At 73.8% G+C, this 22,668-nt stretch carries 24 protein-coding genes; 9 read left to right on the top strand and 15 right to left on the bottom strand.

All coding sequences use genetic code 11. The features are described from left to right. Nucleotides 1–76 precede the first annotated feature (76 nt). The gene (locus Q6347_RS15065) at nucleotides 77–151 is read left to right on the top strand and encodes a 50S ribosomal protein bL37 (RefSeq protein WP_369810841.1); all 75 of its coding nucleotides are present in this window, start codon (nucleotides 77–79) and stop codon (nucleotides 149–151) included. Nucleotides 152–250: 99 nt separating this feature from the next. On the opposite strand, the gene rsrA is transcribed toward Q6347_RS15065, so the two are convergent. From rsrA to Q6347_RS08820, 3 genes are read right to left on the bottom strand one after another with little or no spacing between them, the layout of a single operon-like run. After that, nucleotides 251–532, bottom strand: coding sequence for a mycothiol system anti-sigma-R factor (gene rsrA, locus Q6347_RS08830; RefSeq protein WP_171247352.1), 282 nt, complete (start codon nucleotides 530–532; stop codon nucleotides 251–253). After that, on the bottom strand, nucleotides 532–1,377 hold the full coding sequence (locus Q6347_RS08825; protein ID WP_369810840.1) for a sigma-70 family RNA polymerase sigma factor: 846 nt from the start codon (nucleotides 1,375–1,377) through the stop codon (nucleotides 532–534). The genes rsrA and Q6347_RS08825 overlap by 1 nt, the downstream gene beginning before the upstream one ends. A 43-nt stretch (nucleotides 1,378–1,420) precedes the next feature. Beyond that, nucleotides 1,421–2,386, bottom strand: coding sequence for a helix-turn-helix domain-containing protein (locus Q6347_RS08820; RefSeq protein ID WP_304607170.1), 966 nt, complete (start codon nucleotides 2,384–2,386; stop codon nucleotides 1,421–1,423). Between the two features lie 93 nt (nucleotides 2,387–2,479). Between Q6347_RS08820 and Q6347_RS08815 the strand changes: the two genes are divergently transcribed. Next, the gene (locus tag Q6347_RS08815; protein ID WP_171247355.1) at nucleotides 2,480–2,626 is read left to right on the top strand and encodes a hypothetical protein; all 147 of its coding nucleotides are present in this window, start codon (nucleotides 2,480–2,482) and stop codon (nucleotides 2,624–2,626) included. Nucleotides 2,627–2,643: 17 nt separating this feature from the next. Here Q6347_RS08815 and Q6347_RS08810 read toward each other — a convergent pair whose 3' ends face one another. After that, nucleotides 2,644–3,024 carry a hypothetical protein gene (locus Q6347_RS08810; RefSeq protein ID WP_304607169.1) on the bottom strand — a complete coding sequence of 127 codons (381 nt, stop codon included), beginning with the start codon at nucleotides 3,022–3,024 and terminating at the stop codon, nucleotides 2,644–2,646. An 80-nt stretch (nucleotides 3,025–3,104) separates the two neighbouring features. Here Q6347_RS08810 and Q6347_RS08805 point away from each other — a divergent pair, with 80 nt between their 5' ends. From Q6347_RS08805 to hisN, 4 genes are all read left to right on the top strand, one after another. Continuing rightward, the gene (locus tag Q6347_RS08805; RefSeq protein WP_304603362.1) at nucleotides 3,105–3,803 is read left to right on the top strand and encodes a DoxX family membrane protein; all 699 of its coding nucleotides are present in this window, start codon (nucleotides 3,105–3,107) and stop codon (nucleotides 3,801–3,803) included. Between the two features lie 49 nt (nucleotides 3,804–3,852). After that, nucleotides 3,853–5,190, top strand: a complete 1,338-nt coding sequence (aroA, locus tag Q6347_RS08800) for a 3-phosphoshikimate 1-carboxyvinyltransferase (protein ID WP_304603361.1) — start codon at nucleotides 3,853–3,855, stop codon at nucleotides 5,188–5,190. Further along, a complete protein-coding gene (gene rsgA / locus Q6347_RS08795) occupies nucleotides 5,190–6,242 on the top strand; it encodes a ribosome small subunit-dependent GTPase A (RefSeq protein WP_304603360.1) in 1,053 nt (350 codons plus the stop codon). The genes aroA and rsgA overlap by 1 nt, the downstream gene beginning before the upstream one ends. 181 nt (nucleotides 6,243–6,423) lie before the next feature. After that, nucleotides 6,424–7,245, top strand: coding sequence for a histidinol-phosphatase (gene hisN, locus Q6347_RS08790; RefSeq protein WP_304603358.1), 822 nt, complete (start codon nucleotides 6,424–6,426; stop codon nucleotides 7,243–7,245). An 83-nt stretch (nucleotides 7,246–7,328) separates the two neighbouring features. Here hisN and Q6347_RS08785 read toward each other — a convergent pair whose 3' ends face one another. Genes Q6347_RS08785 through Q6347_RS08775 form a run of 3 tightly spaced genes read right to left on the bottom strand, consistent with a single transcriptional unit; the run spans nucleotide 7,329 to nucleotide 9,795 of the window. Then, nucleotides 7,329–7,826: a hypothetical protein gene (locus Q6347_RS08785; RefSeq protein WP_304607168.1), complete on the bottom strand. Its 498-nt coding sequence runs from the start codon at nucleotides 7,824–7,826 to the stop codon at nucleotides 7,329–7,331. Nucleotides 7,827–7,849: 23 nt separating this feature from the next. Further along, nucleotides 7,850–9,145 carry a hypothetical protein gene (locus tag Q6347_RS08780; protein WP_304607167.1) on the bottom strand — a complete coding sequence of 432 codons (1,296 nt, stop codon included), beginning with the start codon at nucleotides 9,143–9,145 and terminating at the stop codon, nucleotides 7,850–7,852. Continuing rightward, nucleotides 9,145–9,795, bottom strand: a complete 651-nt coding sequence (locus Q6347_RS08775; RefSeq protein WP_304603355.1) for a hypothetical protein — start codon at nucleotides 9,793–9,795, stop codon at nucleotides 9,145–9,147. The genes Q6347_RS08780 and Q6347_RS08775 overlap by 1 nt, the downstream gene beginning before the upstream one ends. Before the next feature lie 196 nt (nucleotides 9,796–9,991). Between Q6347_RS08775 and Q6347_RS08770 the strand changes: the two genes are divergently transcribed. Beyond that, a complete protein-coding gene (locus tag Q6347_RS08770; RefSeq protein ID WP_171247363.1) occupies nucleotides 9,992–10,201 on the top strand; it encodes a helix-turn-helix domain-containing protein in 210 nt (69 codons plus the stop codon). Here Q6347_RS08770 and Q6347_RS08765 read toward each other — a convergent pair whose 3' ends face one another. Next, nucleotides 10,202–10,747, bottom strand: coding sequence for a hypothetical protein (locus Q6347_RS08765; protein WP_304603354.1), 546 nt, complete (start codon nucleotides 10,745–10,747; stop codon nucleotides 10,202–10,204). 132 nt (nucleotides 10,748–10,879) lie between these two features. Between Q6347_RS08765 and Q6347_RS08760 the strand changes: the two genes are divergently transcribed. Together Q6347_RS08760 and Q6347_RS08755 are read left to right on the top strand one after the other, a co-directional pair. Beyond that, entirely contained in the window at nucleotides 10,880–11,680 is an 801-nt protein-coding gene (locus tag Q6347_RS08760) for a LysM peptidoglycan-binding domain-containing protein (protein WP_304603353.1), read from the top strand. 50 nt (nucleotides 11,681–11,730) lie between these two features. Beyond that, complete coding sequence (locus Q6347_RS08755) at nucleotides 11,731–12,288, top strand: Rv3235 family protein (protein WP_304603352.1); 558 nt, start codon at nucleotides 11,731–11,733, stop codon at nucleotides 12,286–12,288. 24 nt (nucleotides 12,289–12,312) lie between these two features. Here the strand turns inward: Q6347_RS08755 and secA are convergent, their stop codons facing one another. From secA to Q6347_RS08720, 7 genes are all read right to left on the bottom strand, one after another. Continuing rightward, the gene (gene secA / locus Q6347_RS08750) at nucleotides 12,313–15,261 is read right to left on the bottom strand and encodes a preprotein translocase subunit SecA (RefSeq protein WP_304603351.1); all 2,949 of its coding nucleotides are present in this window, start codon (nucleotides 15,259–15,261) and stop codon (nucleotides 12,313–12,315) included. 175 nt (nucleotides 15,262–15,436) lie between these two features. Continuing rightward, entirely contained in the window at nucleotides 15,437–17,020 is a 1,584-nt protein-coding gene (locus tag Q6347_RS08745) for a cation:proton antiporter family protein (protein WP_304603350.1), read from the bottom strand. Nucleotides 17,021–17,077: 57 nt separating this feature from the next. Then, nucleotides 17,078–18,304 (bottom strand): winged helix-turn-helix domain-containing protein, encoded by a 1,227-nt coding sequence (locus tag Q6347_RS08740; protein WP_304603349.1) that lies wholly within the window; start codon nucleotides 18,302–18,304, stop codon nucleotides 17,078–17,080. A 240-nt stretch (nucleotides 18,305–18,544) separates the two neighbouring features. Further along, nucleotides 18,545–19,204, bottom strand: coding sequence for a ribosome hibernation-promoting factor, HPF/YfiA family (gene hpf / locus Q6347_RS08735; RefSeq protein ID WP_171247416.1), 660 nt, complete (start codon nucleotides 19,202–19,204; stop codon nucleotides 18,545–18,547). Between the two features lie 182 nt (nucleotides 19,205–19,386). Beyond that, entirely contained in the window at nucleotides 19,387–20,169 is a 783-nt protein-coding gene (locus tag Q6347_RS08730) for a ComF family protein (protein WP_304607166.1), read from the bottom strand. A gap of 81 nt (nucleotides 20,170–20,250) precedes the next feature. After that, complete coding sequence (locus Q6347_RS08725; protein ID WP_304607165.1) at nucleotides 20,251–21,987, bottom strand: LpqB family beta-propeller domain-containing protein; 1,737 nt, start codon at nucleotides 21,985–21,987, stop codon at nucleotides 20,251–20,253. Beyond that, nucleotides 21,984–22,668: HAMP domain-containing sensor histidine kinase (locus tag Q6347_RS08720; RefSeq protein WP_304607164.1), on the bottom strand; the 685-nt coding region annotated here is incomplete at its 5' end. The genes Q6347_RS08720 and Q6347_RS08725, both read right to left, overlap by 4 nt.

The following is a 22,668-nucleotide window of genomic DNA, read 5'->3' as shown; positions in this document are numbered from 1 at the left end:
TGGCCGGTGACGCGGGTCGACGTGCGGTTGTGGGATCATGGTGTGACCCCCGAACACCTTCTCGTGAGGAGAAATCATGAGCAAGCGCGGCAACAAGCGTCGTGCCCGCAAGGGCAAGAACGCCAACCACGGCAAGCGTCCCAACGCCTGAGGACGTCACCACGCACGACGGGCCGGCACCCTCCAGGGTGCCGGCCCGTCGTCGTCCCCGGCCCGTGCCTCGGCACGGACCCGGTGGTGCTCCGTGCGCTCAGCCGGAGGTGCGCATCACGGTGAGCTGCTCGTGGATGCGCAGCCGCAGCGTCGCCGGCGCCTGCTCGGCGCAGGACCGCTTCACGAGCTTCTTGACGAGCTCCTCGACGCTGAGCTCGGCCAGACAGGGCGAGCAGTGCGCGACGTGCGCGCGCATGCGGTCCTCGTCGGCCTCGGTCATCTCCGAGTCGAGGTACTCGTACAGGTGGTGCAGTGCGTGCTCGCACTCGCTCTCGCCCTCGGCGGGCTCGTGCGGGATGGGCGTCACGTCCCCGCTCATCATGATTCTCCTCCGCGTGCTCCGGCGAGTCCTCGGTCAGCCGCGTAGTCCGACAACAGGTCGCGCAGCTGCCGTCGTCCACGGTGCAGCCGGGACATCACGGTCCCGATCGGTGTACCCATGATCTCCGCGATCTCCTTGTAGGGGAACCCCTCGACGTCGGCGTAGTAGACGACCATGCGGCGGTCCTCCGGCAGCTCGGCCAGCGCCCGCTTCACGTCGGAGTCCGGGAGCCGGTCGAGGGCCTCGACCTCGGCCGACCGCAGGCCCTGCGAGGTGTGGGTCGCCGCCCGGGCGATCTGCCAGTCCTCGATGTCGTCGGTCTGCGCCTGCTGCGGCTGCCGCTGCTTCTTGCGGTAGTTGTTGATGAAGGTGTTGGTCAGGATCCGGTACAGCCAGGCCTTGAGGTTCGTCCCCGGCTTGTACTGGTGGAAGGCGGCGAACGCCTTGGCGAACGTCTCCTGGACCAGGTCCTCGGCGTCGGCCGGGTTCCGGGTCATGCGCAGCGCCGCGGAGTACAGCTGGTCGACGTACTCCAGCGCGTCGCGCTCGAACCGCGCGACCCGGTCGGTGGCCGACTCCTCGTCAGGAGCGCGTTCGGTGTCCTCGCCGACCTCGTCCTCGGCCGGCGAGGTCGTCTCCGCGTCGTCATGGGTGCTCATCGCTCTCGAGCCTAGCTCTCGCGGCCAGGCGGTGCGGCGTCCGTCCGACGTCGACGCCGCCGCCCCGCCGAGGTCGGAGGGGACGGAGAACAGGGTCACGTCGCGCGCCCCGGCCGGTGCGGGGGCTCCTCGGGTCATGCAGGCTTCCACACTGCGGTGCAACCGTCGGCGGCGGGCGTGCATTCCCACCGGATGAGCGCCGTCGTCGCGCCGCCGACGCCGCGGGTCAGGACGCGACGTCGGCGAACCGGCGGCGGTACGCCGTGGGGCTGGTGCCGAGCACCCGTGCGAAGTGGTGTCGCAGCACCGCGGCGCTGCCGAAGCCGACGAGCCGGGCGACCTCCTCCACCGGCACGTCGGGGTGCTCCAGGAGCTCCTGGGCCCGCGCGACGCGCTGCCGGGTGAGCCAGGCGCCGGGGGTGGTCCCGGTCTCCGCGCGGAACCGGCGGGCGAACGTCCGCTCCGACAGCGTGGCGCGACGCGCCAGCGCGGGCACGCTGTGGTCCTGCTCGAGGTGCTCGCGCATCCACGCGAGGAGACCGGCGAGCGACTCGCCCGACTCGGGGACGGGATCGACCACGAACTGGGCCTGCCCGCCGTCGCGCTGCGGCGGGACGACCATGCGGCGGGCGACGGCACGGGCCACCTCGCCGCCGAGCTCGGTGCGGAGCAGGTGCAGGCAGGCGTCGATCCCGGCGGCCGTGCCGGCGCTGGTCAGCACCCGGCCGTCGGCGACGTAGAGCACGTCGGGGTCGACGTCGGCACGTGGTGCGGCGGCGGCGAGACGGGCCGCGAACAACCAGTGGGTCGTGCAGCGCCGACCGTCGAGGAGGCCGGCGGCCGCGAGCGCGAACGCGCCCGAGCACAGCGACACGACCCAGGCGCCGCGGTCGTGGGCCCGGCGGATCGCGTCGAGGTACGCGGGCGAGAGCTCGACAGGGTGGTCGTCGTCCATGACGTCGTAGGCCACGGCGACGACGACGTCGGCGTCCTCGGTCGCCTCGAGCCCGGCGTCCACCTGGACGGCGAACCCGCCCCGGGTCGGCACCGCACCGGGGTCGGGGGTGCACAGCGTGAAGTCGAAGGCCGGCCCCCCGGTGTCCCGGCGGTCGATGCCGAAGACCTCGCAGGCGATCCCCATCTCGAACGGGGCGACGCCCGGGACGACGACCGCGGCCACCTTCTGGATCATCCGCCCATCGTCCCAGGACATTGGCAGAATGTCGATGGGTAGTGTCACCTCTGCCACTGGTGGCGCTATCTTGACGATCGCATGATTGCTGCCATGACCACGATCATCCTGCTCCTGCTGCTCCTGCTGACCGTCGCCGCGCTCGCGGCCTCCGCCCGGGCCGTCCGTCGTGACGGGCTCGGGCACCGCCGTCCGCCCCGTTCCCACCCCGACTGGTGGGAGGGCGTCGAGCTGCGCTGACGTCGGCCGCGGAGCGACTAGGGCTCGAGGAGCTGCACGACCTCGACGTCGCACTGCACGGGGTAGGACTCCTGGCAGACCTCGTCGACCCACACCTCGACCAGGACCCCGGCCACGAGAATGTCCGGGTCCGCGGCGTCGCCGTCGGCCGCCAGCACCTCGGTGCCGTCGGTGAGGAGCGCCATCCCCTCGTAGTAGGGGTCAGAAGCCTGCACGACGACCGGCTGCCCCGCGCGGGCGTCGTCGTCGACGGAGCCGCCGTCGGCCACCACGCCCCGCACGTCGGACGGCTCGTCAGGCGCGAGCACGGTGCCGGCACACCCGGACAGGGCGACGGCGGCGGCGAGCAGGGCAGCGGGCGCCGCGCTGCGGCGGAGGGCCGAGGTCACGACGGTCATCGGACCGCACCCCTGCTCGCGGCGTCAACCGCCACGTCTATCGGTGGGCATGTCAGCTGCGGCTCTGCCACAGTAGGGCCATGCTGCTGCGACGTCTCGCCCGACCCCTGCTGGCCGTCCCGTTCATCTACGACGGCGTGTCCACCGCGCTGCGACCGGCCGAGCACACCGACGCCGCCCGCGAGGGCGCCGACACGGTCACCGACACCCTGGGTGTCGACCGTCTCGACGACACCCAGGTCGCGTTGCTGGTCCGCGCGCACGGCGCCGTGACCGCGTTCGCCGGCCTGCTGCTCGCCGTCGGCCGGACCCCGCGGACCGCCGCCCTGGCGCTCGCCGCGTTGACGACGCCCCTGGCCGTCGTCAACCAGCCCTTCACCAGCAAGGGCGACGAGCGGAAGGCGAAGACCCTCAAGTTCGTCAAGAACCTCGGCGCGATCGGCGCCACGGTGATCGCCGGGATCGACCTCGAGGGCCGTCCCGGCATGAGCTACCGCATCGCGCAGAAGACTTCGTCGGCGTCGAAGTCCGCGCAGCACGCCGTCGAGAGCGCGGAGAAGACCGGGAAGTACGCGGTCCGCAACGCGGAGCGGACCGGTCGGTACGCGGTCCAGAACGCCAAGCGGTCCGCGACGACCGCGCAGAAGTCCGCCTCGACGTCGGCCCGACGCGCGCGCAAGCAGGTCGAGCGGGACCTGCGCTCCACCGCGAAGAGCGCACGGGCCGGCGCGAAGAGCGCACGGGCCGCCGCCGAGAAGGCCGCGGCGAAGGTGTCCTGACCTCCGGACACGACACCGCGCCGACAGGCCGTCAACTACCCTCGGGGACATGACGACTGCGCCGGCACCGACCGATCTGCCGCTCTGGGACGCCCCGGTCGCCGACGGCCCCCTGGACAGCACGGTCGAGGTCCCGGGCAGCAAGTCGCTGACGAACCGGCTGCTCGTCCTCGCAGCACTGGCCGACGGGCCGGGCACCCTGCGCGGTGCGCTGCGCTCGCGCGACGCCGACCTCATGATCGCCGCGCTGCGGTCGCTCGGCGCCACCATCACCGAGGGTGAGACCGCCAGCACGCTGCACGTCACGCCCGGGCCGGTCACCGGCAACACCGCCGTCGACTGCGGGCTGGCCGGCACCGTGATGCGGTTCCTGCCCCCCGTGGCCGCGCTGGCCGACGGCGCCGTCCGGTTCGACGGCGACCCGGAGGCGCGGGTGCGGCCGATGCAGCCGGTGCTCGCCGGGCTGCACGGCCTCGGCGTCCGCGTCACCGGCGAGGGCGCCGAGGCCGGCGACACGCTCCCGGCCCACCTGCCCTTCACCGTGCACGGACGGGGCCACGTCGCCGGCGGCGCCGTCGACATCGACGCCTCGGCCTCCTCCCAGTTCGTCTCGGCGCTGCTGCTGGCCGCCGCCCGGTTCGACCGGCCGCTGATGCTGCGGCACATCGGCACCACGCTGCCGAGTCTGCCCCACATCGAGATGACCGTCGCGACCCTGCGCGAGGTCGGTGTCGCCGTCGACGACTCCCGGGACGGCATCTGGCAGGTCACCCCCGGTCCGATCGCCGCCCGGGACGTGCGCGTCGAGCCGGACCTGTCCAACGCGGCACCCTTCCTGGCCGCCGCGCTGGTCGCCGGAGGCACCGTGCGGGTGCCGGGGTGGCCGTCGTCGACCACCCAGCCGGGTGCCATGGTCCCCGGGCTGCTGGAACGGATGGGCGGCACGGCGTCGCTCGCCGACGGCGTGCTGAGCGTGACCGGCACGGGCGAGATCCACGGCATCGACGTCGACCTGCAGGCCGGCGGCGAGCTCGCCCCGACGTTCGCCGTGCTCGCGGCGCTGGCCGACTCCCCCACCCGCCTGCGCGGCATCGCCCACCTGCGCGGCCACGAGACGGACCGGCTGGCGGCGTTGGCCACGGAGATCACCCGGCTGGGCGGCCGGTGCGAGGAGACCCGCGACGGGCTCGTCATCACCCCGCGCCCGCTGCACGGCGGAACGTTCCGCACCTACGCCGACCACCGCATGGCCACCTCGGCGGCGCTGCTCGGCCTGCGCGTGCCGGGCATCCAGGTCGAGGACGTCGCCACCACCGCCAAGACCCTGCCCGGGTTCGACCGGATCTGGGCACGGATGCTCGATCTCGGCACGGGGGACCTGGCCTGATGGCGCGGGCCCGTGACGAGCACGACCGGTTCTCGCGTCCCTCCAAGCACGGGTCGCGCCCACGGTCCAAGCAGCGTCCCGAGCACGCGAACGCCGTCCCGGCGATGGTCACCGGGATCGACCGGGGCCGCTACACCCTCGTGGTCGACGACGGCGGCCCGGACGAGCGCGAGATCCTCGCCATGAAGGCCCGCGAGCTCGGGCGGACCCGCACCGTGGTCGGCGACCGGGTGGACGTCGTCGGGGACACCTCCGGCCGCGAGGGCACGCTCGCCCGGATCGTGCGCATCACCGACCGCACCTCGACGCTGCGCCGCACGGCCGACGACACCGACCCGTACGAGCGGATCGTGGTCGCCAACGCCGACCAGCTCGTCGTCGTCACCGCGCTCGCCCAGCCCGAGCCGCGCACCGGCATGATCGACCGCTGCGTCGTAGCCGCCTACGACGCCGGCATGGACGTGCTGCTGTGCCTGACCAAGGCCGACCTCGCCTCCCCCGACGAGCTGCGCGACCTGTACGAGCCGATCGGCGTGGACGTGGTGGTGACCAGGCGGGACGACGCGGAGTCCGTCGAGACGGTCCGCGAGCGCCTGCTGGGCCGGACGTCGGTGCTGGTGGGCCACTCCGGCGTCGGCAAGTCGACACTCATCAACGCCCTGGTGCCCGACGCCCTGCGGGCGACCGGCGTCGTCAACGACGTGACGGGTCGAGGGCGGCACACCTCGACGTCGGCGGTGGCGCTGCGCCTGCCGGTGGGTCCGGGCTCCTCGGTGGACGGCGAGGGGCACGACGGCTGGGTCATCGACACCCCGGGCGTGCGGTCCTTCGGCCTCGCCCACGTGGAGCCCGAGCACCTGCTGCGCGCCTTCGAGGACCTGGATGCCGCGGCCGAGGAGTGCCCGCGCGGGTGCACGCACCTCGCCGATGCCCCCGACTGCGCGCTCGACGAGTGGGTCGAGGCCGCCGAGGACGGCGACGGGCGGGCGGCACGTGCTGCCCGCCTGGCGTCGTTCCGCCGCCTGCTGACCTCCCGGACCGACGCCGGCTAGGAGTCCTCGTCGGCACCGCCCTTCGGGGCCCGCGGAACTCGACGGCCGCCCGGAGCATCGAGTGCCACACACCCACGGTGCGGCGCGCGGGCGCTCCGGAGCCCCCGGGATCGGCGACACGCGCATCTCGCCTGGCGTCGTTCCGCCGTCTGCCGACCTCCCGGACCGCTACCGTGTGAGGGTGGCCACCTTCCAGCAGACACCCAGTCCCCGGGGGCACGGGCGCACGTACGAGGACGACCTGCGCCTGGCCCACGTGATCGCCGACCAGGTCGACTCGATGACGATGTCCCGGTTCCGCGCGGTCGATCTGCACGTCGAGACCAAGCCGGACCAGACCCCGGTGTCCGACGCGGACCGCGGCGCGGAGGAGTTCATCCGCGCCCAGCTGGCCCGCGCGCGCACGCGTGACGCCATCGTCGGCGAGGAGTTCGGCGAAGAGGCCGGCAGCGGGTCCCGCCGGTGGATCATCGACCCCATCGACGGCACCAAGAACTTCGTCCGGGGTGTGCCTGTGTGGGCGACGCTCATCGCGCTGGCCGAGGGCGACGAGGTCGTCATGGGCCTCGTCTCCGCCCCGGCGCTCGGCCGCCGCTGGTGGGCCGCCAAGGGTTCCGGCGCCTGGACCGGCAAGTCGATCGCCGCCGCCACCCGCATGCGCGTGTCCGGCGTCTCGTCGCTGGACGACGCCTCGTTCGCCTACTCCTCCCTGGACGGCTGGGAGGAGCGCGACAAGCTCAACGGGTTCCTCGACCTGACCCGCGAGTGCTGGCGAACCCGTGGGTACGGCGACTTCTGGTCGTACATGCTCGTCGCGGAGGGCGCGGCGGACATCGCCGCCGAGCCGGAGCTCGAGCTGTACGACATGGCGGCGCTGGTCCCGATCGTCGTCGAGGCCGGCGGGCGGTTCACCTCGCTGGACGGGTCGGACGGCCCCTGGGGCGGCAACGCGCTGGCCACCAACGGGCTGCTGCACGACAAGGCGCTCGTCTACCTCGGCTGACCTCCCGTGCTGTGGGCATGAAATCTGCAGCCCCTGGGTACCCGAGGGCTGCAGATTTCATGCCCACAGCGGACGGTGCGGTCTCAGGGACGCGGGATCTGGCCGATCTCGCTCGGGTCGTACCAGAGCAGGTCCCGGTCGGTGACGCGCTGGACCGCCTCGGCGAGCGCCTCGTCGTCGTCGGCGTCGATCGCCGTCAGCACGGCCCGGACGTCGTCGGCCGCGGTGGGTTCGTCGACGTGCACGGCGGCCAGCGGGACGTCCGGGACGTCGCGCAGCAGCTGCACCGACGAGGCCGAGGCGCCCTCGGGGTCGACGCCCACGACGTCCTGCTCGACGTCCACCGAGACCACGACCCGCACGGGCGGCACGCCAGGACGGCCCGCGACGAGCGACAGGGAGTCGTCGGCGGCTGCGAGGAACGCCGCGTACTCGCGCCCCTCGTCGTCGGCGTCGGAGAGCTCACCGGCGAGCGCCCGCGTGACGGCGTGCGCACCGCGCGGCCCGACGGGCCAGCGGGTCACGCTCCCGACCACGGCGGTGTCCAGCTCGTCCAGGGTCGCGGGCACGTAGATGCGCATGGGGACAGTCTGCCCGACGCCGCTCACGCCACCAGCGCGCGGACCCGGCCCGCCAGCTCCGCGAAGCCGTCCCGGGCGGACGACGAGGGTGCGTGCTCGGCCAGGCTACGGCCGGCGAGCACTGCGGCGTCGCACGCAGCAGCGTCGTCGGGCACCGGGTGCACGTCGTCCACCCCGGCGTAGCGGGCCAGCGCCGCCGCCACGGCCCCGGCCGGGTCAGGGCCCACCGCCGTCGAGCGCACGCGGTTCGCGACCACGAGCCGTCGACCGGCCACCGGGACCGGGACGTCGGCCAGGTCCTCCAGGGCACGCACCAGACGGTGGATGCCGACGGGGTCGGCGGCACCGACGACGACCACGACGTCAGCCGCCTCCAGGGCGGCGAGGGTCGCGCCGTTGCGCTGCGGGGCGTGGGTGTCGTACATGAGCAGCTCGTCGGCCTCCACGAGCGGCCCGCAGTCGACGACGGTCCAGCGCGCCAGGTCGCGCGCCCGGTCGAGGACGACCTCGAGGGCGCTGGCCGGCAGCTCGGGCCACCGGGAGGCCCGCGTGATGCCCGTCAGGACGCGGAGCCGTCCCTTGACCACGGGTGCGTGGCGGGCGAGCGTCGTCAGGCCCAGGCCGCCCCGGGAGGCGGCGCGCGCGGCGGCCGCGAGCCCGGGGGCGTCGTCGAGCAGGCCCAGCCGGGCGGCGAGGCACGAGCCGTAGGTGTCGGCGTCGACCAGCAGCGTCGTCTCCCCGGGCGCCGCAGGGGCGGGGCGACCGGCCCGGCCCCGCCGTCGACGTCCGCGGGTCCCGCCGATCCCGGCCAGCTCGGCCGCGACCTCGACGGCCGTCGTCGAGCGACCGGGGGCGCCGACCGGACCCCATACCGCCACGACGTCACCACGACGCCCCGGCTCCGGCGAGCTTCCCTCGGCGTCGAGGACCGACGCCAGGTCGAGCTCCCCGGTGGCCAGCGGGTCGTCGATCGGTGCGGTGTCGCGCACGGCGTCGAGGAAACCCGGGTCGTGCGGGCCGGTGCGGACGGCGTCGACGCCGAGCGCCTCGGCCCGGTCGGCCCCGCCGACGTCCGCGAGGGCGACGACGCGGGTCCCGGCCGCGTGCAGACGACCGACGGCCTCCCGGTCGAGGCCCGGGAGGTCGGCGGTCACGACGGCCACCGTCCCGGCTCCGGCCGCGGCCGCGGCGAGCAGCTCGGTCACGTCACCGCAGCGGCGGGTCACCGTGGTGCCCGCTCCGGGAGCGCCGAGCGCGACCACGACCTCGGGTTCCTCCGGCCCCTCCACCGCGCACAGCACGGTGATCGGCGCCGCCATCAGGCGCCCGCCACGGGGACGACCGCGATCGACCCGTCGGCGCCGAGGGCCGACAGCACGGCCGGCAGGCGCTCGCTGCCGACGAGCACGTGCACCGTGCCGCCGTCGGCCACGACGAGACCGCTGTCCGAGACGTCGACCTGCTCGACGACGACGCCGGTCACCAGCGGCTCCGGCTCCGGGGCGCCGCCCTTCGACCCCGGCGCGACGTCCGGCACGAACCACAGGTCGACGAGCGCTCCGGCCCGGATCCGCTCGGACAGTCCCGCGCTGACCGGGACCGCCACCGCCCGGACGTCGACGCGCTCGGCCGGGCCGAGCGCCCCCGCGGCGACCAGCTCGCCGTCCTCGACGACGCGCAGGGCGACCTGGTCCGTCGGGGGCCCGACGTCCGCCCGCAGGTACCGCGCCGTCTCCGCGCCGAGGTTGACGTCGACGACACGCAGGTCCTCCGCCGCCACGGGCTCTCCCGGGGTGAGCGTGCCGGCGGCGACGTAGACCGGCACCGTGCGGTCGGCGCCCGAGACCACCCAGGCCCCCAGCGCGACGGCGAGCGCCACGAGGAGCAGCCCGACGACGAGACGGGGGTCGCGCCAGGTGGGCCGGCGCAGGCGGGGCGCGACGGGAGAGGGCAGGGCGTCGTTGCTCACGGATCGGTCCTTCGGTTCGGCCGGTCGCGTCGTCGCGTCCGGCGGGCGGGGCCGTCGGTCGGTCGTCACCCTAGCGCTGCGACCAGCGACGATGCGGTGAGATCCATCATCCGGGACGAAGACGCCACCGCGCCACCATCCACCATCGCCTGTGGACAAGCGAGATCAACCGACGGCGCCGTGCGACCATGGCTGCATGGCTGGTCGCTTCCTCTCCCTCGCCGAGGTCCAGGAGATGCTGAGCATCTCCGCCGCCCAGGCGTACTCGCTCGTCCGCTCGGGCGAGCTGCCCGCGATCCAGGTCGGCCCGAAGAAGGTGTGGCGCGTCGAGGCGGTCAAGCTCGAGGAGTACATCGAGCAGCAGTACACCCGCACCCGCGAGCGCATCGCCTCCGGCGAGATGTGATCACGCCTCGCTGACGCGCAGCAGGGCGGAGAACGGGACGACCCGGTCGACCGGCCGCGCCCGGTCGACCTCCACGACGTCGAGGTGGTCCGCGCCCACCCGGGCGATCCGGCCGACGACCTGACCGGACGTCGTCCGCACCTGCACCCGGGCGCGGTCGCGCTGCAGCGCGCGCAGCGCCGTGCCGAGACCGAGCCGGTCCGTCCTCGCCTGCGACGCCAGCGCCTGGGAGCCCAGGCCCACGATCCCTGCCACCGCGGCGACGGGCACGACGTGCTGCACGCGTCCGCGGGGCCCTCCGGCGTCGAGCTGCATCCAGGTGTCGGCGAGGTGGGCGACCCGCCCCTCGAGGACCTCTCCGTCGGACAGCTCCACGCGCACCGGACCGCGCGTCGCCCGCAACCGGTCGGTCCAGCGGACGGCGGCCTGCTCAGCGCGGGTGAGCTCGGCGACGGCGCCCTCCCGCTCGGCCGCCTCCCCCGCGGCGAGCTGCGCCTCGAGGTCCGCGAAGAGCAGCGCCCAGCGAGACCTGTCGGACGACGTCATCACCCTCCCCCTTCCCACGTCCGATGGACCGCACCAGCATGCCCGCTCTGGACACGGCGATCGAACTCTGGTGAGATCAGTGCCACCAGAAGACACCAAAAGACATCAAGCGTCATGATCAGAGTGGATCAGATGACAGACGAGATCACCCAGCACCCTCGGCCGGCGCCGCGACCCGGCCTCTCCCTCGCAGGCCTCCTCGCGTGCGCCCTCGGGGGTGCCGCCGTCCTGGCGCTGCTCGGCCTGCGTGCCGAGTCGATCGTCCCGCGCGGGGTGGCGGAGGCCGCCCGCACCGACATCGAGCGATGGGTCGAGCTCGGCGTCCTGCTCGTCGGCGCCATCGCCGCGAGCCGGCTGGCCGTCGGAGCCGCCATCGCGCTGGCCTGCATCGCTCGTGCCCGCCGGGACGGCCGACACGTCCTGGACACGGCGCTGGGCCCCTGGGTCCCGCGGCTCGTGCACCGGCTCGCGCGTGGCGCCGTCGGCGTCGGGGTCGGCGCCGGTCTGGCTCTCACGCCGGTGGGCGCTCTGGCCGACGAGGCTCCCGGCGCTGACGCACCCGTCGTGCTCGACGTCGGCTGGCGGTCCACGACCGACCCGGCGCCCCCGGACCCCGCGGCGTCGGCACACCCGGTCGCGCCGGCGACGACGCACACCGCCGAGCTCACCAGCAGCCCGCTCGACACCGACGTCCCCGCGGGGTCCGCCGACAGCGCCGGCCGCGCCGAGGCGCGGCCCGGACCGCCCGACCGCGACGAGGTGGTGGTCGTACGAGGGGACACGCTGTGGGACATCGCGTCCCGCGGACTCCCGGACGCGGCCTCGGACGGCGACGTCCTGGCGGAGGTCGTCCGGTGGCACGCGGCCAACCGTGACGTCATCGGTGACGACCCCGACGAGATCCTGCCCGGGCAGGTCCTGCGCTCGCCCTGAGAACCCCTGCTCGACGCCGCCCACCCCGCCTCGTCCGTACGGAGCCCTTCATGACCCTTCCGCGCATCACGTCCGGTCCCGCCGACCCGCAGGACGACACGTCAGCTCGTCGGCTCCGCGTCGCGGCGACCCCTGGCGCCCGGCCACCCGCCCGGCCACCGCAGGCACCGGCACGGCGCGCGCCCGTGCGCCGGGTCCGGGTCGGCCGGGACGCACCGGTGACACCGGTCCCCGGGCGCCCCCTGGCCGAGGCGTCGTCCGGGCAGGTGGACGGACCGCACCCCAGCGACCCCACGGCCCTGTGCTGCTCCGTGGTCCGGGCGGCGGTCGAGGTGCTGCGAGGTGAACGGCCCGCCGCCCAGGTGGCGCGATGGGTCACGCCCCAGGTCCACGATCAGCTGGCGCACCGGGCACGGCTGCTGCGGGCGGCAGCGACCGCCCGCCCGGCCCGCCCCGTCACCGTCCGTCGGGTGCGCACCGTCCGGCTCGGCCCCGGGACGGCGGAGGCCACCGTCGTGCTCGAGGACTCCGGGCGCGTCCGCGCCGCGGCGGCCCGGCTCGAGGTGCACCGAGGAACCTGGCGGGTCACCGTGCTCGAGCTGGGGTGAGGACGTCCGGGAACGGACGCCCGATCACTCGTTGGCGCCGTGGCACACCTTGTACTTCTTGCCGGACCCGCACGGGCACTGGGCGTTGCGCGGGGTCCCCGGGAAGGTGCGCCCGTCGGCGTTCGCCGCGGTCGCCTCGCCGTGCAGCGCGCGACGGGCGGCCCGGGTGTCCCCGGTCCGGGTGGTGGACCCGTCCTCGCTGGGCGCCGAGTACTGCAGGTTCTGCGGCCGCTGCGGGGTCTCGAGACCCTTCGCCACGAGGGTCGGCTCCTCGGAACCGCCGAAGGCCGCCGGGATCTCCTGCTCCGTGGGAGCGGCGTCCTCCTCCGTCGGGGCGTCCTCGACGGCGTCGGCACCCGCGACCGAGGCCGCGCCGGCCGCCAGGCCCTGAGCGGCCGAGGAACCGGCCGTGGCCGCCGCGGACTGGACCGAGACCTGCGGCCCCGCACCGGCGGGCGCGTCCTCGCCGGGCTGCTTCACCTGCACCTCGAGGTTGAACAGGTAGCCGACCGACTCCTCCTTGATGGCCTCGGTCATGGCCTGGAAGAGCTGGTAGCCCTCGCGCTGGTACTCGATGAGGGGGTCGCGCTGGGCCATCGCGCGCAGCCCGATGCCCTCCTTGAGGTAGTCCATCTCGTAGAGGTGCTCACGCCACTTGCGGTCCAGCACCGACAGCACGACCCGACGCTCGAGCTGGCGCATCGCGGGCGAGCCCAGGGACTCCTCGCGCGCCGCGTAGGCGACACGGGCGTCGGACAGCAGCTCCTCGAGCAGCATCTCCTTGGTCAGACGGTCGCGCCCGCCCGCCTCGGCGACGACGTCCTCCACGGTGATCGACACCGGGAAGACGGACTTCAGGGCGGTCCACAGCGAGTCCAGGTCCCAGCCCTCGGCGTTGCCGTCGTCGGCGGCACCCTCGACGTAGGCCGTCACGACGTCGGTGAGGAAGTGCTGGACCTGCTCGTGCAGGTCCTCCCCCTCCAGGACGCGGCGGCGCTCGTCGTAGATCACGGTGCGCTGGCGGGCCAGGACGTCGTCGTACTTGAGGACGTTCTTGCGGATCTCGAAGTTGCGGGACTCGACCTGCGACTGGGCGCTCTGGATCCCGCGGGTGACCATCTTCGACTCGAGCGGCATGTCGTCCGGGAAGCCGGCCCGGCCCATCATCGACTCGGCGAGACCGGAGTTGAACAGCCGCATCAGGTCGTCCTGCATCGACAGGTAGAACCGCGACTCGCCGGGGTCGCCCTGACGGCCGGAACGACCGCGCAGCTGGTTGTCGATCCGTCGCGACTCGTGGCGCTCGGTCCCGAGCACGTACAGCCCGCCGAGCTCGACGACCTCGTTGTGCTCCGAGGCCACCGACTCCTCGGCCTTGGCGAGCACCTCGGGCCACGCGGCCTCGTAGGCCTCGGGGTCCTCGGCGGCGTCGAAACCGCGCTCGGCCATCTCGGCCACCGCGATGAACTCGGCGTTGCCGCCGAGCATGATGTCGGTGCCTCGACCGGCCATGTTCGTCGCCACCGTGACGGCGCCCTTGCGCCCGGCCTGGGCGACGACGGCGGCCTCGCGGTCGTGCTCCTTCGCGTTCAGCACGGCGTGCGGGACGCCGGCGCGCTGCAGGAGCGTCGAGAGCAGCTCGGACTTCTCGACGCTCGTCGTGCCGACCAGCACCGGCTGGCCCTTGGCGTGCCGCTCGACGATGTCGTCCACGACCGCGTTGAACTTGCCCTCCTCGGCCTTGTACACGAGGTCGGGCTGGTCGATGCGGATCATCGGCTTGTTCGTCGGGATCGGGACGACGCCGAGCTGGTAGGTGCCCTGGAACTCGGCGGCCTCCGTCTCGGCCGTACCGGTCATGCCGGCGACCTTCTCGTACTGCCGGAAGTAGTTCTGCAGGGTGATCGTGGCGAGCGTCTGGTTCTCCGCCTTGATCTGCACGCCCTCCTTGGCCTCGATGGCCTGGTGCATGCCCTCGTTGTACCGGCGACCCGCGAGGATGCGGCCGGTGTGCTCGTCGACGATCATCACCTCGCCGTTGAGCACGACGTAGTCCTTGTCGCGCTTGAACAGCTCCTTCGCCTTGATGGCGTTGTTGACGAAACCGATCAGCGGGGTGTTCAGCGACTCGTACAGGTTGTCGATGCCGAGGTAGTCCTCGATCTTCTCGATCCCCGGCTCGAGGATGCCGACCGTGCGCTTCTTCTCGTCGACCTCGTAGTCGGTCTCGCGCGTCAGTCGCTTGACGACCTTCGCGAACTCGACGTACCAGCGGTTCGCGTCGCCGGACGAGGGACCGGAGATGATCAGCGGGGTCCGCGCCTCGTCGATGAGGATGGAGTCGACCTCGTCGACGATCGCGAAGTGGTGACCGCGCTGGACCAGGTCGTCCGGCGACCAGGCCATGTTGTCGCGCAGGTAGTCGAAGCCGAACTCGTTGTTCGTGCCGTAGGTGATGTCCGCGGCGTACTGGCGCCGGCGCTCGTCCGGGTTCTGGCCGGAGACGATGATGCCCGTGGTCATGCCGAGGAACCGGTAGACACGGCCCATCAGCTCGCCCTGGTACTTCGCCAGGAAGTCGTTGGTGGTGATGACGTGCACGCCCTTGCCCGTCAGGGCGTTGAGGTACGCGGCGGTGGTGGCGACCAGCGTCTTGCCCTCACCGGTCTTCATCTCGGCGATGTTGCCCTCGTGCAGGGCAGCACCACCGATGAGCTGCACGTCGAAGTGGCGCTGGCCGAGGGTCCTGCGCGCGGCCTCACGGACCGTGGCGAACGCCTCCGGGAGCAGCTCGTCGAGCGTGGCGCCGTGCTCCAGGCGGTCCTTGAACCGCTGCGTCTCCTCCTGCAGCTCGGTGTCGCTCAGCTCGACGAAGCTGGACTCGAGCCGGTTCACCTGCTCGGCGAGGCCGGTCAGCTTCTTGAGGGTCCGCCCCTCGCCGAAGCGGAGGATCTTCTCGAGGATCGCAGGCACGCAGTACTCCCGGGTCGGTGGTGCCCGGGTGGCCCCGAGCCCGTTCGGTGGTGCCGACGGGATCTGCTGGCGTCGCCCTCGTCGCCCGTCGCACCGCCTGCCATCCTATTCGGTCTGACGGCCCCGGTGGGCCGGGTTCGCGACCGACGAACGACCCGCCCCGGCGCCGGAGGCCTCAGCGTCCCGTCGAGAGCACCTCGGCCGCCCGGTCGGCGAGCTCGGCACCGGCGGCCCCGTAGATGTGGAACACCGCGTGCGCCCCGTGGCGCCGCAGCTCCGCGACGTCGTCGTCGTACCGGGCGATCGCGGCGACGTACCCCTCGAAACCGGCCTCCTGCAGCCGCGAGAGGGCGATGAGGTTGGCGTTGTGGAACGGCATGGCCAGCACGGCGAGGCGGACGTGCCCGGCCCGTTTGACACGGGCCCAGAACTCGACGTCGGTGGCATCGGCGCGGACCACCTCGAAACCGTCGCCCTGCAGCGCCGTGACGCGTTTGAGGTCGTGCTCGACCCCGACGACGCGCAGGCCGTACTCGTCCCGCAGGCGGGCGCAGGTGGTCGAGCCGACGCGGCCCAGCCCCATGACGAGGGCGTCGACGTCGCCGATGTCCACGACGCGGTCGTCCATGTGCAGCCGGGACGGGTCCTTCGGCGGCAGGAACCGGGTGAGCCAGGAGGCGATCTCGACGCCCCGGCGGTTCACCGCCGCGGAGAGCGCGAAGCTCGCGGCGACCGCCAACGAGATGACGACGAGCCAGTCGTCGTCGACCATGCCCACCTCGACGCCGACGGCGACCACGATGATGCCGAACTCGGAGTAGTTCCCGAGCACGAGGCCGGTCAGGAACGACGTGCGACGACGGAGCCGCGCCATCCACAGCAGCACGGCGTACCCGGCGGCCTGCAGCGGCAGCATCAGCAGCAGCAGGAGCGCCAGGCCGACGTGCTGCGGCTCCGGCGTCCCGTGCAGCCCGATCTCGAGGAAGAACGCGACGAGCATGACGTCCTTGAACGTCATCAGCGACCGTGACATCTCGCCGGCGCTCGGGTGGGAGGCGAGGAGCGCCCCCATCACCAGCGCGCCGACGTCCCCGGACAGCCCGAGGTGCTCGAAGAGGTAGAACCCCGGCCCCAGCGCCACCGCGACGCCGAAGATGGCCTGGAGCTCGCCGTGGCCGACACGCGACCACACCGCGTGCAGCACCCGGCGCCCGGGGATGAACAGCAGCAGGGCCACCGCCCACGGGCTGGGCGGGCGCCCCTCGGCGATGGCCAGGAACGTCACGGCGACGACGTCCTGGATGACCAGGATGCCCACGGCGATCCGTCCGTACAGGCTCGTCGCGTCCGACCGGTCCTCGAGCACCTTGACCACGAAGACCGTCGAGCTGAAGGACAGTGCGAGCCCGATGAGCGCGATCGTGCCGAACCCGTCGCCGGCGACGAGCGCCATCCCCGCCGCGGCGAGCACACCCAGGAACCCGATGCCGAGGGCCACCGAGAACACCATGTGGCTGACCGTGGTCAGCCAGATCTCCGGGCGGACCAGCGAGCGCACGTCCAGCTTCAGACCGATGGTGAACAGCAGCAACGCCACACCGACCTCGGCGATCGTGCCGAGACCGGGCAGCTCCGGGGCACCTGCCGCGCCGAGGGCGAAGCCGGCCGCGAGGAAGCCGACCAGGGGAGGCAGCCGCACGAGGGTGGCGACGACACCACCCACGAACGCCACGCCGAGGTAGAGAGCGAGCGTCTCCACGGGCACCTCCTCCCCTGTAGCCGCCGATCCTACGGTCCGTGGCGGCCCCGTGGGTCGTCAGTCCGGCGTCGCGCCCCGGATCGTCGCCCGCAGCGCGTCGGACAGGTCGCCGGGCGGCTCGACGACGACGTCGTCGAGACCCGACCACCCGGCGAGCGTCCACAGCTCGTCGGCGAGCCGGCCAGGGGTGTCGGCTCCCGTGCCGCCCGTGCGGTGGCTGGCCGCCACGCGCAGCACCCGCCCGCCCCGGTCGGCCTTGAGGTCCACCATCGCCGAGATCCGGTCTCCCTCGAGGAACGGCAGGACGTAGTAGCCCAGTCGTCGTCGGTGCGCCGGGGTGTAGATCTCGATCCGGTAGAAGACGTCGAAGAGGGACTGCAGGCGACGCCGCTCCCAGACCAGCGGGTCGAACGGGCTCAGCAGCGCCGCACCGTCGGCGCGGCGCGGGACGACGGCGTCACGGTGGCGGTAGGTGGGCTCGCTCCAACCCTGCACGTCGACGGGCACGAGGGTCCCGTCGTCGACCAGCTCCGTCAGCGCCCGGGCGGCGGCCGGTCCCCGCAGCCGGAAGTAGTCGCGGAAGCACCGGGCGGTGCCGACACCGTGCGCCCGCGCGCCCAGCTCCAGCAGGCGACGCACGGCGACGTCGTCGGGGACGGGCGGGGCGTTCCGCACCGCCGGCGGGAGCACCCGCTCGGCCAGGTCGTAGCAGCGTTCGAAGGACTCGGTGCGCCGGGCCGAGAGCACCTCACCGGTGAAGAACATGTACTCCAGGCAGCGCTTCGCCACGGACCAGTTCCAGCCCCAGTCCTCCCGGGGCCGGGACCCCGCCCGTCCGGCGGACTCGAGCTCGGCGTGGATCCGACCCGCGGTGACGGGCCCGAGCTGGGTGACGAGCGACCGCACCAGGTCGAGCTCGACCGGGTGGGCGTGCGCGGTCGCGGCGATGACGCCCCAGGCCTCCTGCTGCGCCGCCCGGCGCCGCCACGCCAGCAACGGATACGTGCCGACCGGGACGTACGACGCCTCGTGGGCCCAGGTCTCGACCAGCCGCCGCGGTGAGCGTCCGCTCGCCCGGTCGAGCAGGCCGGTGTCGTACGGCCCGAGCCGGGAGTACAGCGGCATCAGGTGTGCGCGGGCGAGCACGTTCACCGAGTCGATCTGGAGCAGGTTGAGCCGGTCGACGGTGGCGGTCAGCCGGCGCATGGTCACCGGCGCGTCCCGGCGCGGCCGGTCCAGCGCCTGGGCGCGCAACGCGACCCGGCGCGCCTGTGCGTTGGACATCGTCTCCACGGTCGTCATCCTGCCCGTCGACCCCGACAGGCACACGCCGCGCCGTGCCGACCCGCCAGGATCCATCCTGACCCGGGGGAATCCGTCCTGACTCGACCAGACCCGCGAGAAGCGGCGGTGACCCGCCGCGGAGCGTCCCGCGCCGCGGGACCCGTCGAGATGCGGGGACGCGACGGGGCCCCGGGCACGATCGTCCTCGTGCCCGGGGCCCCGTCGGTCCCGACCGGTACCTCAGGTGAGCTGGGTGACCGGTGCGGCCGCCGCGCAGGTGGTGTCCAGCTCGATCACGCCGTACGACCACCCCCGGCGCCGGTAGACCGCCGCGGGCCGCGCGGACTCCTTGTCGATGAAGAGGAAGAAGTCGTGGCCGACGAGCTCCATCCGCTCGACGGCGTCGTCCACCGTCATCGGCTCCCCGTGGTGCAGCTTCTGACGGATCACGACCGGCGAGTCGCCCAGCTGGTGCTCGACGGAGTCACCGGGCGTCTCCAGGACGGCGGGCTCGGGCTCGGAGCGCTCGGCCAGCACCTCGTCGACGGTGCTCGGGTCGGCGAACGGCCGCGCGTCCTCCGCGCCGCGGCGGCGGTGGTCCTTCTTGTGCCGGTCGCGAGAACGCCGCAGACGCTCACTGAGCTTCTCCATCGCGAGGTCCAGGGCGGCGAACCTGTCGTCCGCCGCCGCCTCCGCGCGGATGATGGGCCCCTTCGACCGCACCGTGAGCTCGACCCGTTCGCTGACGTCCGACAGCCGGGGGTTGTTCTCGTGCGTGACCTCGACGTCCACACGGCGCGTGTTCGGCGAGAGCTGGGTGACCTTGGTGAGCTTGTCCTGGACGTGCTCCCGGAACTTGTCCGTCACGTCCGTGTGCCTGCCGACGACGGCGATCTCCATCGTGTCGCTCCACTTCATCAGATGGCCGCCGCGCCTCGCACGGCCGGCCGGATCGGGCTGTCTGGGCACCGTTGCCGGTGCCGGGTGGGCACCACCTCCCGGGTGCCGGGCCGCTGCCCGGTCCGCTCGTGCGATGCGACGTCCGTCCCGCTGGTGCGGTGGGGCGTCGTCGGGTTCTCACATTAACCCCAAGGTGACCCGAGGGTGAACTGCTGGCGAGGATCCGTCGTCGCACGTCGGTCGGAGCTTCCGGGCGGCGGTGTCGCCGCCAGCACGAACGCGCCGACGACGGCCCGGCCGGCCCGCTCGAGAACCTCCTCGGCCGCGGCGAGCGTCGCGCCCGTGGTGAGCACGTCGTCCACGAGGACGCACCGCCGGATCGCTCGTGAGGGCCGCTCGCGCAGCACCAGGGCGGACGCGAGGTTCCGCCCGCGCTCCCGCGCGCCGAGTCCGACCTGGTCGCGGGACGGGCGGCGACGCAGCGCGGCGACCGGCACCGCACGCACACCGCCGACGGTCAGCCCCCGGGCGACCGCCGCGGCGAGGGACCGCACCGGTTCCCGTCCCCGACGCCACCGAGCCCCTGGCGACGAGGGCACCGGCACCACGGCGAGGGGAGCACCCGTGGCGACGGCGGCGAGCCGCGGGGCGGTGCGCGCGGCCGCCCGCGTCAGGGCCGGCCGGAACAGCCCGTCGAGATCGGCCCGGCCGTGGTCCTTCCACGCCACCACGATCGCCCGGACGTCGTCGGTGCCGTCCGCGAGCGCCCAGACCGGCAGCGGAGCGCGGCCGTCACACCGGTCGAGCCGGGGAGCTCCGCCCTCGGCGCGCCACGGAGCGCCCCCCACGGCCGTGCGGGCGCACGGGTCGCACCAGCGCACGTCCTGTCTGCCGCAGCCGGGGCAGGCGACGGGGACGACCAGGCGGGCGAGGGCGGTGAGCACCCGGCGGACGATGCCACCCACGACGGCCCCGCCACGCGGCGTCGGGGCGCGCAGCGGCGCCCCCGCGGACTCCCGGCTCCTGGGGGTGACCGGAGGGCGGCCTCAGCCCGGGTACGCGACCGCGACCACGTCGCCGGACACCGAGGGCCACAGCGCCGAGCTCTGACGCGTCTGCAGCACACCGCCGGTATCGAGGACCAGCATCGGGCTGGCCCCGACCGCGGAGGCCACGTGGACGGGTTCGCCCGGGGTCACCAGCTCGCGTGCCCCGGCGTCGGCGGTGCCCGCGAGTCCCCCGATGCCGGCGAGCGAGAGCACCTGGCTCCCGTCCGGGGCACGTCCGAGCAGCACGACGGTGGTCTCGTCGGACCAGTCCGCCGCGGAGACCGAGGGCACGGGTGCGCCGATCCGCCACGGCGTGGACAGCCCCGTCGGGACGTCCTCGGCGTCGCGCTGGATCGCCGCGGCCCACACCTCCCGGCCCTCCGGCCCCTGGACGACCAGCACGACACGTGCGCCCTCGGGCGAGACCCGCACGGAGCGCACCCGGCGGTCCACCAGCCACTCGACGTCCAGGCGGGATGAGGCACCGGCCTCCCACACCACCCACAGCTCGCCGTCGACGGCCGTCCACACGGTCCCGAAACGGTCGACGGACGGTGGCAGGACGCCCTCGCCGCGCAGCAGCTGGACGGGCTCGGCGTCGGCGGCCACCCGCAGGAGACGGTCGTCGCCGTCCCGCACGACGACGGGGAGGTCCCCTGGGCCCGCGCCGACCGCCGTCAGGTCGAGGCCGGCGGTGACCGGCGGCTCGGTGAGCTCGACCAGCTCGGTGCCGGACACCCTGCGCAGCTGTGGTCCCTCGTCGCCCCGGTCGACGACGGCGAGGGCGTCGCCGATCGTGACGGGCCGGGACGGGGCGTCGCTCGCCTGGACGGCGAGCGGGTTGTTGCCGTCCGAGAGCTCGACGCTGCGCCCGTCGCCCTCCCGCAGGGTCTCCTCCAGCTGGGCCACGAGCAACGACCGGTCCTCGGCGGGCGCGGCGGAGATCGCCGAGGTGACCGACACGTCGATGACGCCCCGGTCGTCGACGCTCACCGAGTCGATCGCCAGCGTCGTGCCCTCCGGCACCACGGACACCACGGACTGCTGCAGCGGTTCGGGAGGACCGGCGAGGATCTCCTGGGTCGCGGCCGTGCGCCAGGACTGCTCGGGGTACCAGCGCACGTCCGGCACCCACCAGCGGCGGTCCGGCGTCGGGTAGTACAGGGTCGTGCGGTGGAACGCCTCCGCGAGGAAGTTGGCCAGCACCAGCAGGCCGTCCTCGAGCCCGGTGATGCGCCACTCGCCGTCGGTGCCGCGGGACAGGTCGTAGGAGAGGTCGACAGCGCTCGGTTCGGGCAGCTCGGTGTACGCGCCGGTCTCGTCGATGCTGGCGGCGACCAGCGCCTCGCCGTGGACCGAGGTCGTCGCCGAGGCGTCGTCGTACTCCTCGACGGTCCAGTCGGGGTACTCCGTGAGCACCAGCACCGGTGCGCTGTGGTTCCACTGCGACCAGGCGACGGGCGTCAGGTACTCCCGCGCGACGGCGAACGTGTTGGCCGAGGCCGGGCCGAACTGCGCCACGGAGACGAAGTCCTGGACGATCTGCTGCGGGTCCGCGCCCGGTGACGGCCCCTGCACGTTGAAACCGACGTCGACCGGGGTGTCGACCCGGACCTCGCCCTGCATGACGTCGCCCGAGGTCGGCATCGACGCGCAGCCGACGAGGGCGAGCGCCGTCGCGACGAGGCCCGCCAGTGCGGCCGCGGCCCTTCGTGGTGTCCGGTGCACGGTCATGGGGTCTCCTCGTGGCTCGCCGAGAGGTCGGGGATCGCCGTCGGCGTCGGTCCGGTCGGCGGGTTGACCACCGGGACCTGCCCCGTCTCCAGCGGCCGCTCGCCCGAGCGGTCGGGTCCCTCGAGGGGCAGCGGCGACCCGGTCAGCCGGATGCCGGCCCGGCGCGGCAGCGTGAGGCGGAAGCTGGCCCCCGCGCCGGGGCTGCCCCAGGCCTGCAACCGGCCGGCGTGCAGCCGGGCGTCCTCCTGCGAGATGGCCAGGCCCAGCCCCGTCCCGCCCGTGGTGCGCGCGCGGGCGGGGTCCGCGCGCCAGAACCGGTCGAAGACCCGGTTGAGCTCGTCGGGGGTCAGTCCGATCCCGTGGTCGCGGACCACCACGGCGACCGCCTCGTCGTCGCCGCCCACCGTGACCTCGACGGGGTTGCCCTCGGCGTGCTCGACGGCGTTCACCACCAGGTTGCGCAGGATGCGCTCGACGCGGCGCGGGTCGATGTCGGCGCGGACCGGCTCCCCCGGCATGTCCACCGACAGGAACACACCCTTGCTCTCGGCCAGCGGGGCCGCGGTGTCGACGACGGCGGTCACGACGTCGCGCAGGTCCCGGTGCTCGACGTCCAGCACCGCCGCGCCGGCGTCGAACCGGCTGATCTCCAGCAGGTCGGTGAGCAACTCCTCGAACCGG

Source organism: Isoptericola sp. b408 (assembly GCF_030588085.1).
GTDB classification, from domain to species: Bacteria; Actinomycetota; Actinomycetes; order Actinomycetales; family Cellulomonadaceae; genus Isoptericola; species Isoptericola sediminis.
Note: the sequence above shows the minus strand (reverse complement) of the source record. Positions and strands in the feature narration are given on the sequence as shown.

What these genes read in the sequence shown, in the direction of transcription:
- aroA (WP_304603361.1), top strand. Translation starts at nt 3,853, where the DNA reads ATGACGACTGCGCCGGCACCGACCGATCTGCCGCTCTGGGACGCCCCG.
- Q6347_RS08765 (WP_304603354.1), bottom strand. Translation starts at nt 10,747, where the DNA reads ATGACGTCGTCCGACAGGTCTCGCTGGGCGCTGCTCTTCGCGGACCTC.
- hpf (WP_171247416.1), bottom strand. Translation starts at nt 19,204, where the DNA reads ATGGAGATCGCCGTCGTCGGCAGGCACACGGACGTGACGGACAAGTTC.
- Q6347_RS08810 (WP_304607169.1), bottom strand. Translation starts at nt 3,024, where the DNA reads ATGACCGTCGTGACCTCGGCCCTCCGCCGCAGCGCGGCGCCCGCTGCC.
- Q6347_RS08780 (WP_304607167.1), bottom strand. Translation starts at nt 9,145, where the DNA reads ATGGCGGCGCCGATCACCGTGCTGTGCGCGGTGGAGGGGCCGGAGGAA.
- rsgA (WP_304603360.1), top strand. Translation starts at nt 5,190, where the DNA reads ATGGCGCGGGCCCGTGACGAGCACGACCGGTTCTCGCGTCCCTCCAAG.
- Q6347_RS08740 (WP_304603349.1), bottom strand. Translation starts at nt 18,304, where the DNA reads ATGTCCAACGCACAGGCGCGCCGGGTCGCGTTGCGCGCCCAGGCGCTG.
- Q6347_RS08805 (WP_304603362.1), top strand. Translation starts at nt 3,105, where the DNA reads ATGCTGCTGCGACGTCTCGCCCGACCCCTGCTGGCCGTCCCGTTCATC.
- rsrA (WP_171247352.1), bottom strand. Translation starts at nt 532, where the DNA reads ATGAGCGGGGACGTGACGCCCATCCCGCACGAGCCCGCCGAGGGCGAG.
- Q6347_RS08820 (WP_304607170.1), bottom strand. Translation starts at nt 2,386, where the DNA reads ATGATCCAGAAGGTGGCCGCGGTCGTCGTCCCGGGCGTCGCCCCGTTC.
- Q6347_RS08760 (WP_304603353.1), top strand. Translation starts at nt 10,880, where the DNA reads ATGACAGACGAGATCACCCAGCACCCTCGGCCGGCGCCGCGACCCGGC.
- Q6347_RS08725 (WP_304607165.1), bottom strand. Translation starts at nt 21,987, where the DNA reads ATGACCGTGCACCGGACACCACGAAGGGCCGCGGCCGCACTGGCGGGC.
- Q6347_RS08825 (WP_369810840.1), bottom strand. Translation starts at nt 1,377, where the DNA reads ATGCACGCCCGCCGCCGACGGTTGCACCGCAGTGTGGAAGCCTGCATG.
- Q6347_RS08755 (WP_304603352.1), top strand. Translation starts at nt 11,731, where the DNA reads ATGACCCTTCCGCGCATCACGTCCGGTCCCGCCGACCCGCAGGACGAC.
- Q6347_RS08815 (WP_171247355.1), top strand. Translation starts at nt 2,480, where the DNA reads ATGACCACGATCATCCTGCTCCTGCTGCTCCTGCTGACCGTCGCCGCG.
- Q6347_RS08770 (WP_171247363.1), top strand. Translation starts at nt 9,992, where the DNA reads ATGGCTGGTCGCTTCCTCTCCCTCGCCGAGGTCCAGGAGATGCTGAGC.
- Q6347_RS08785 (WP_304607168.1), bottom strand. Translation starts at nt 7,826, where the DNA reads ATGCGCATCTACGTGCCCGCGACCCTGGACGAGCTGGACACCGCCGTG.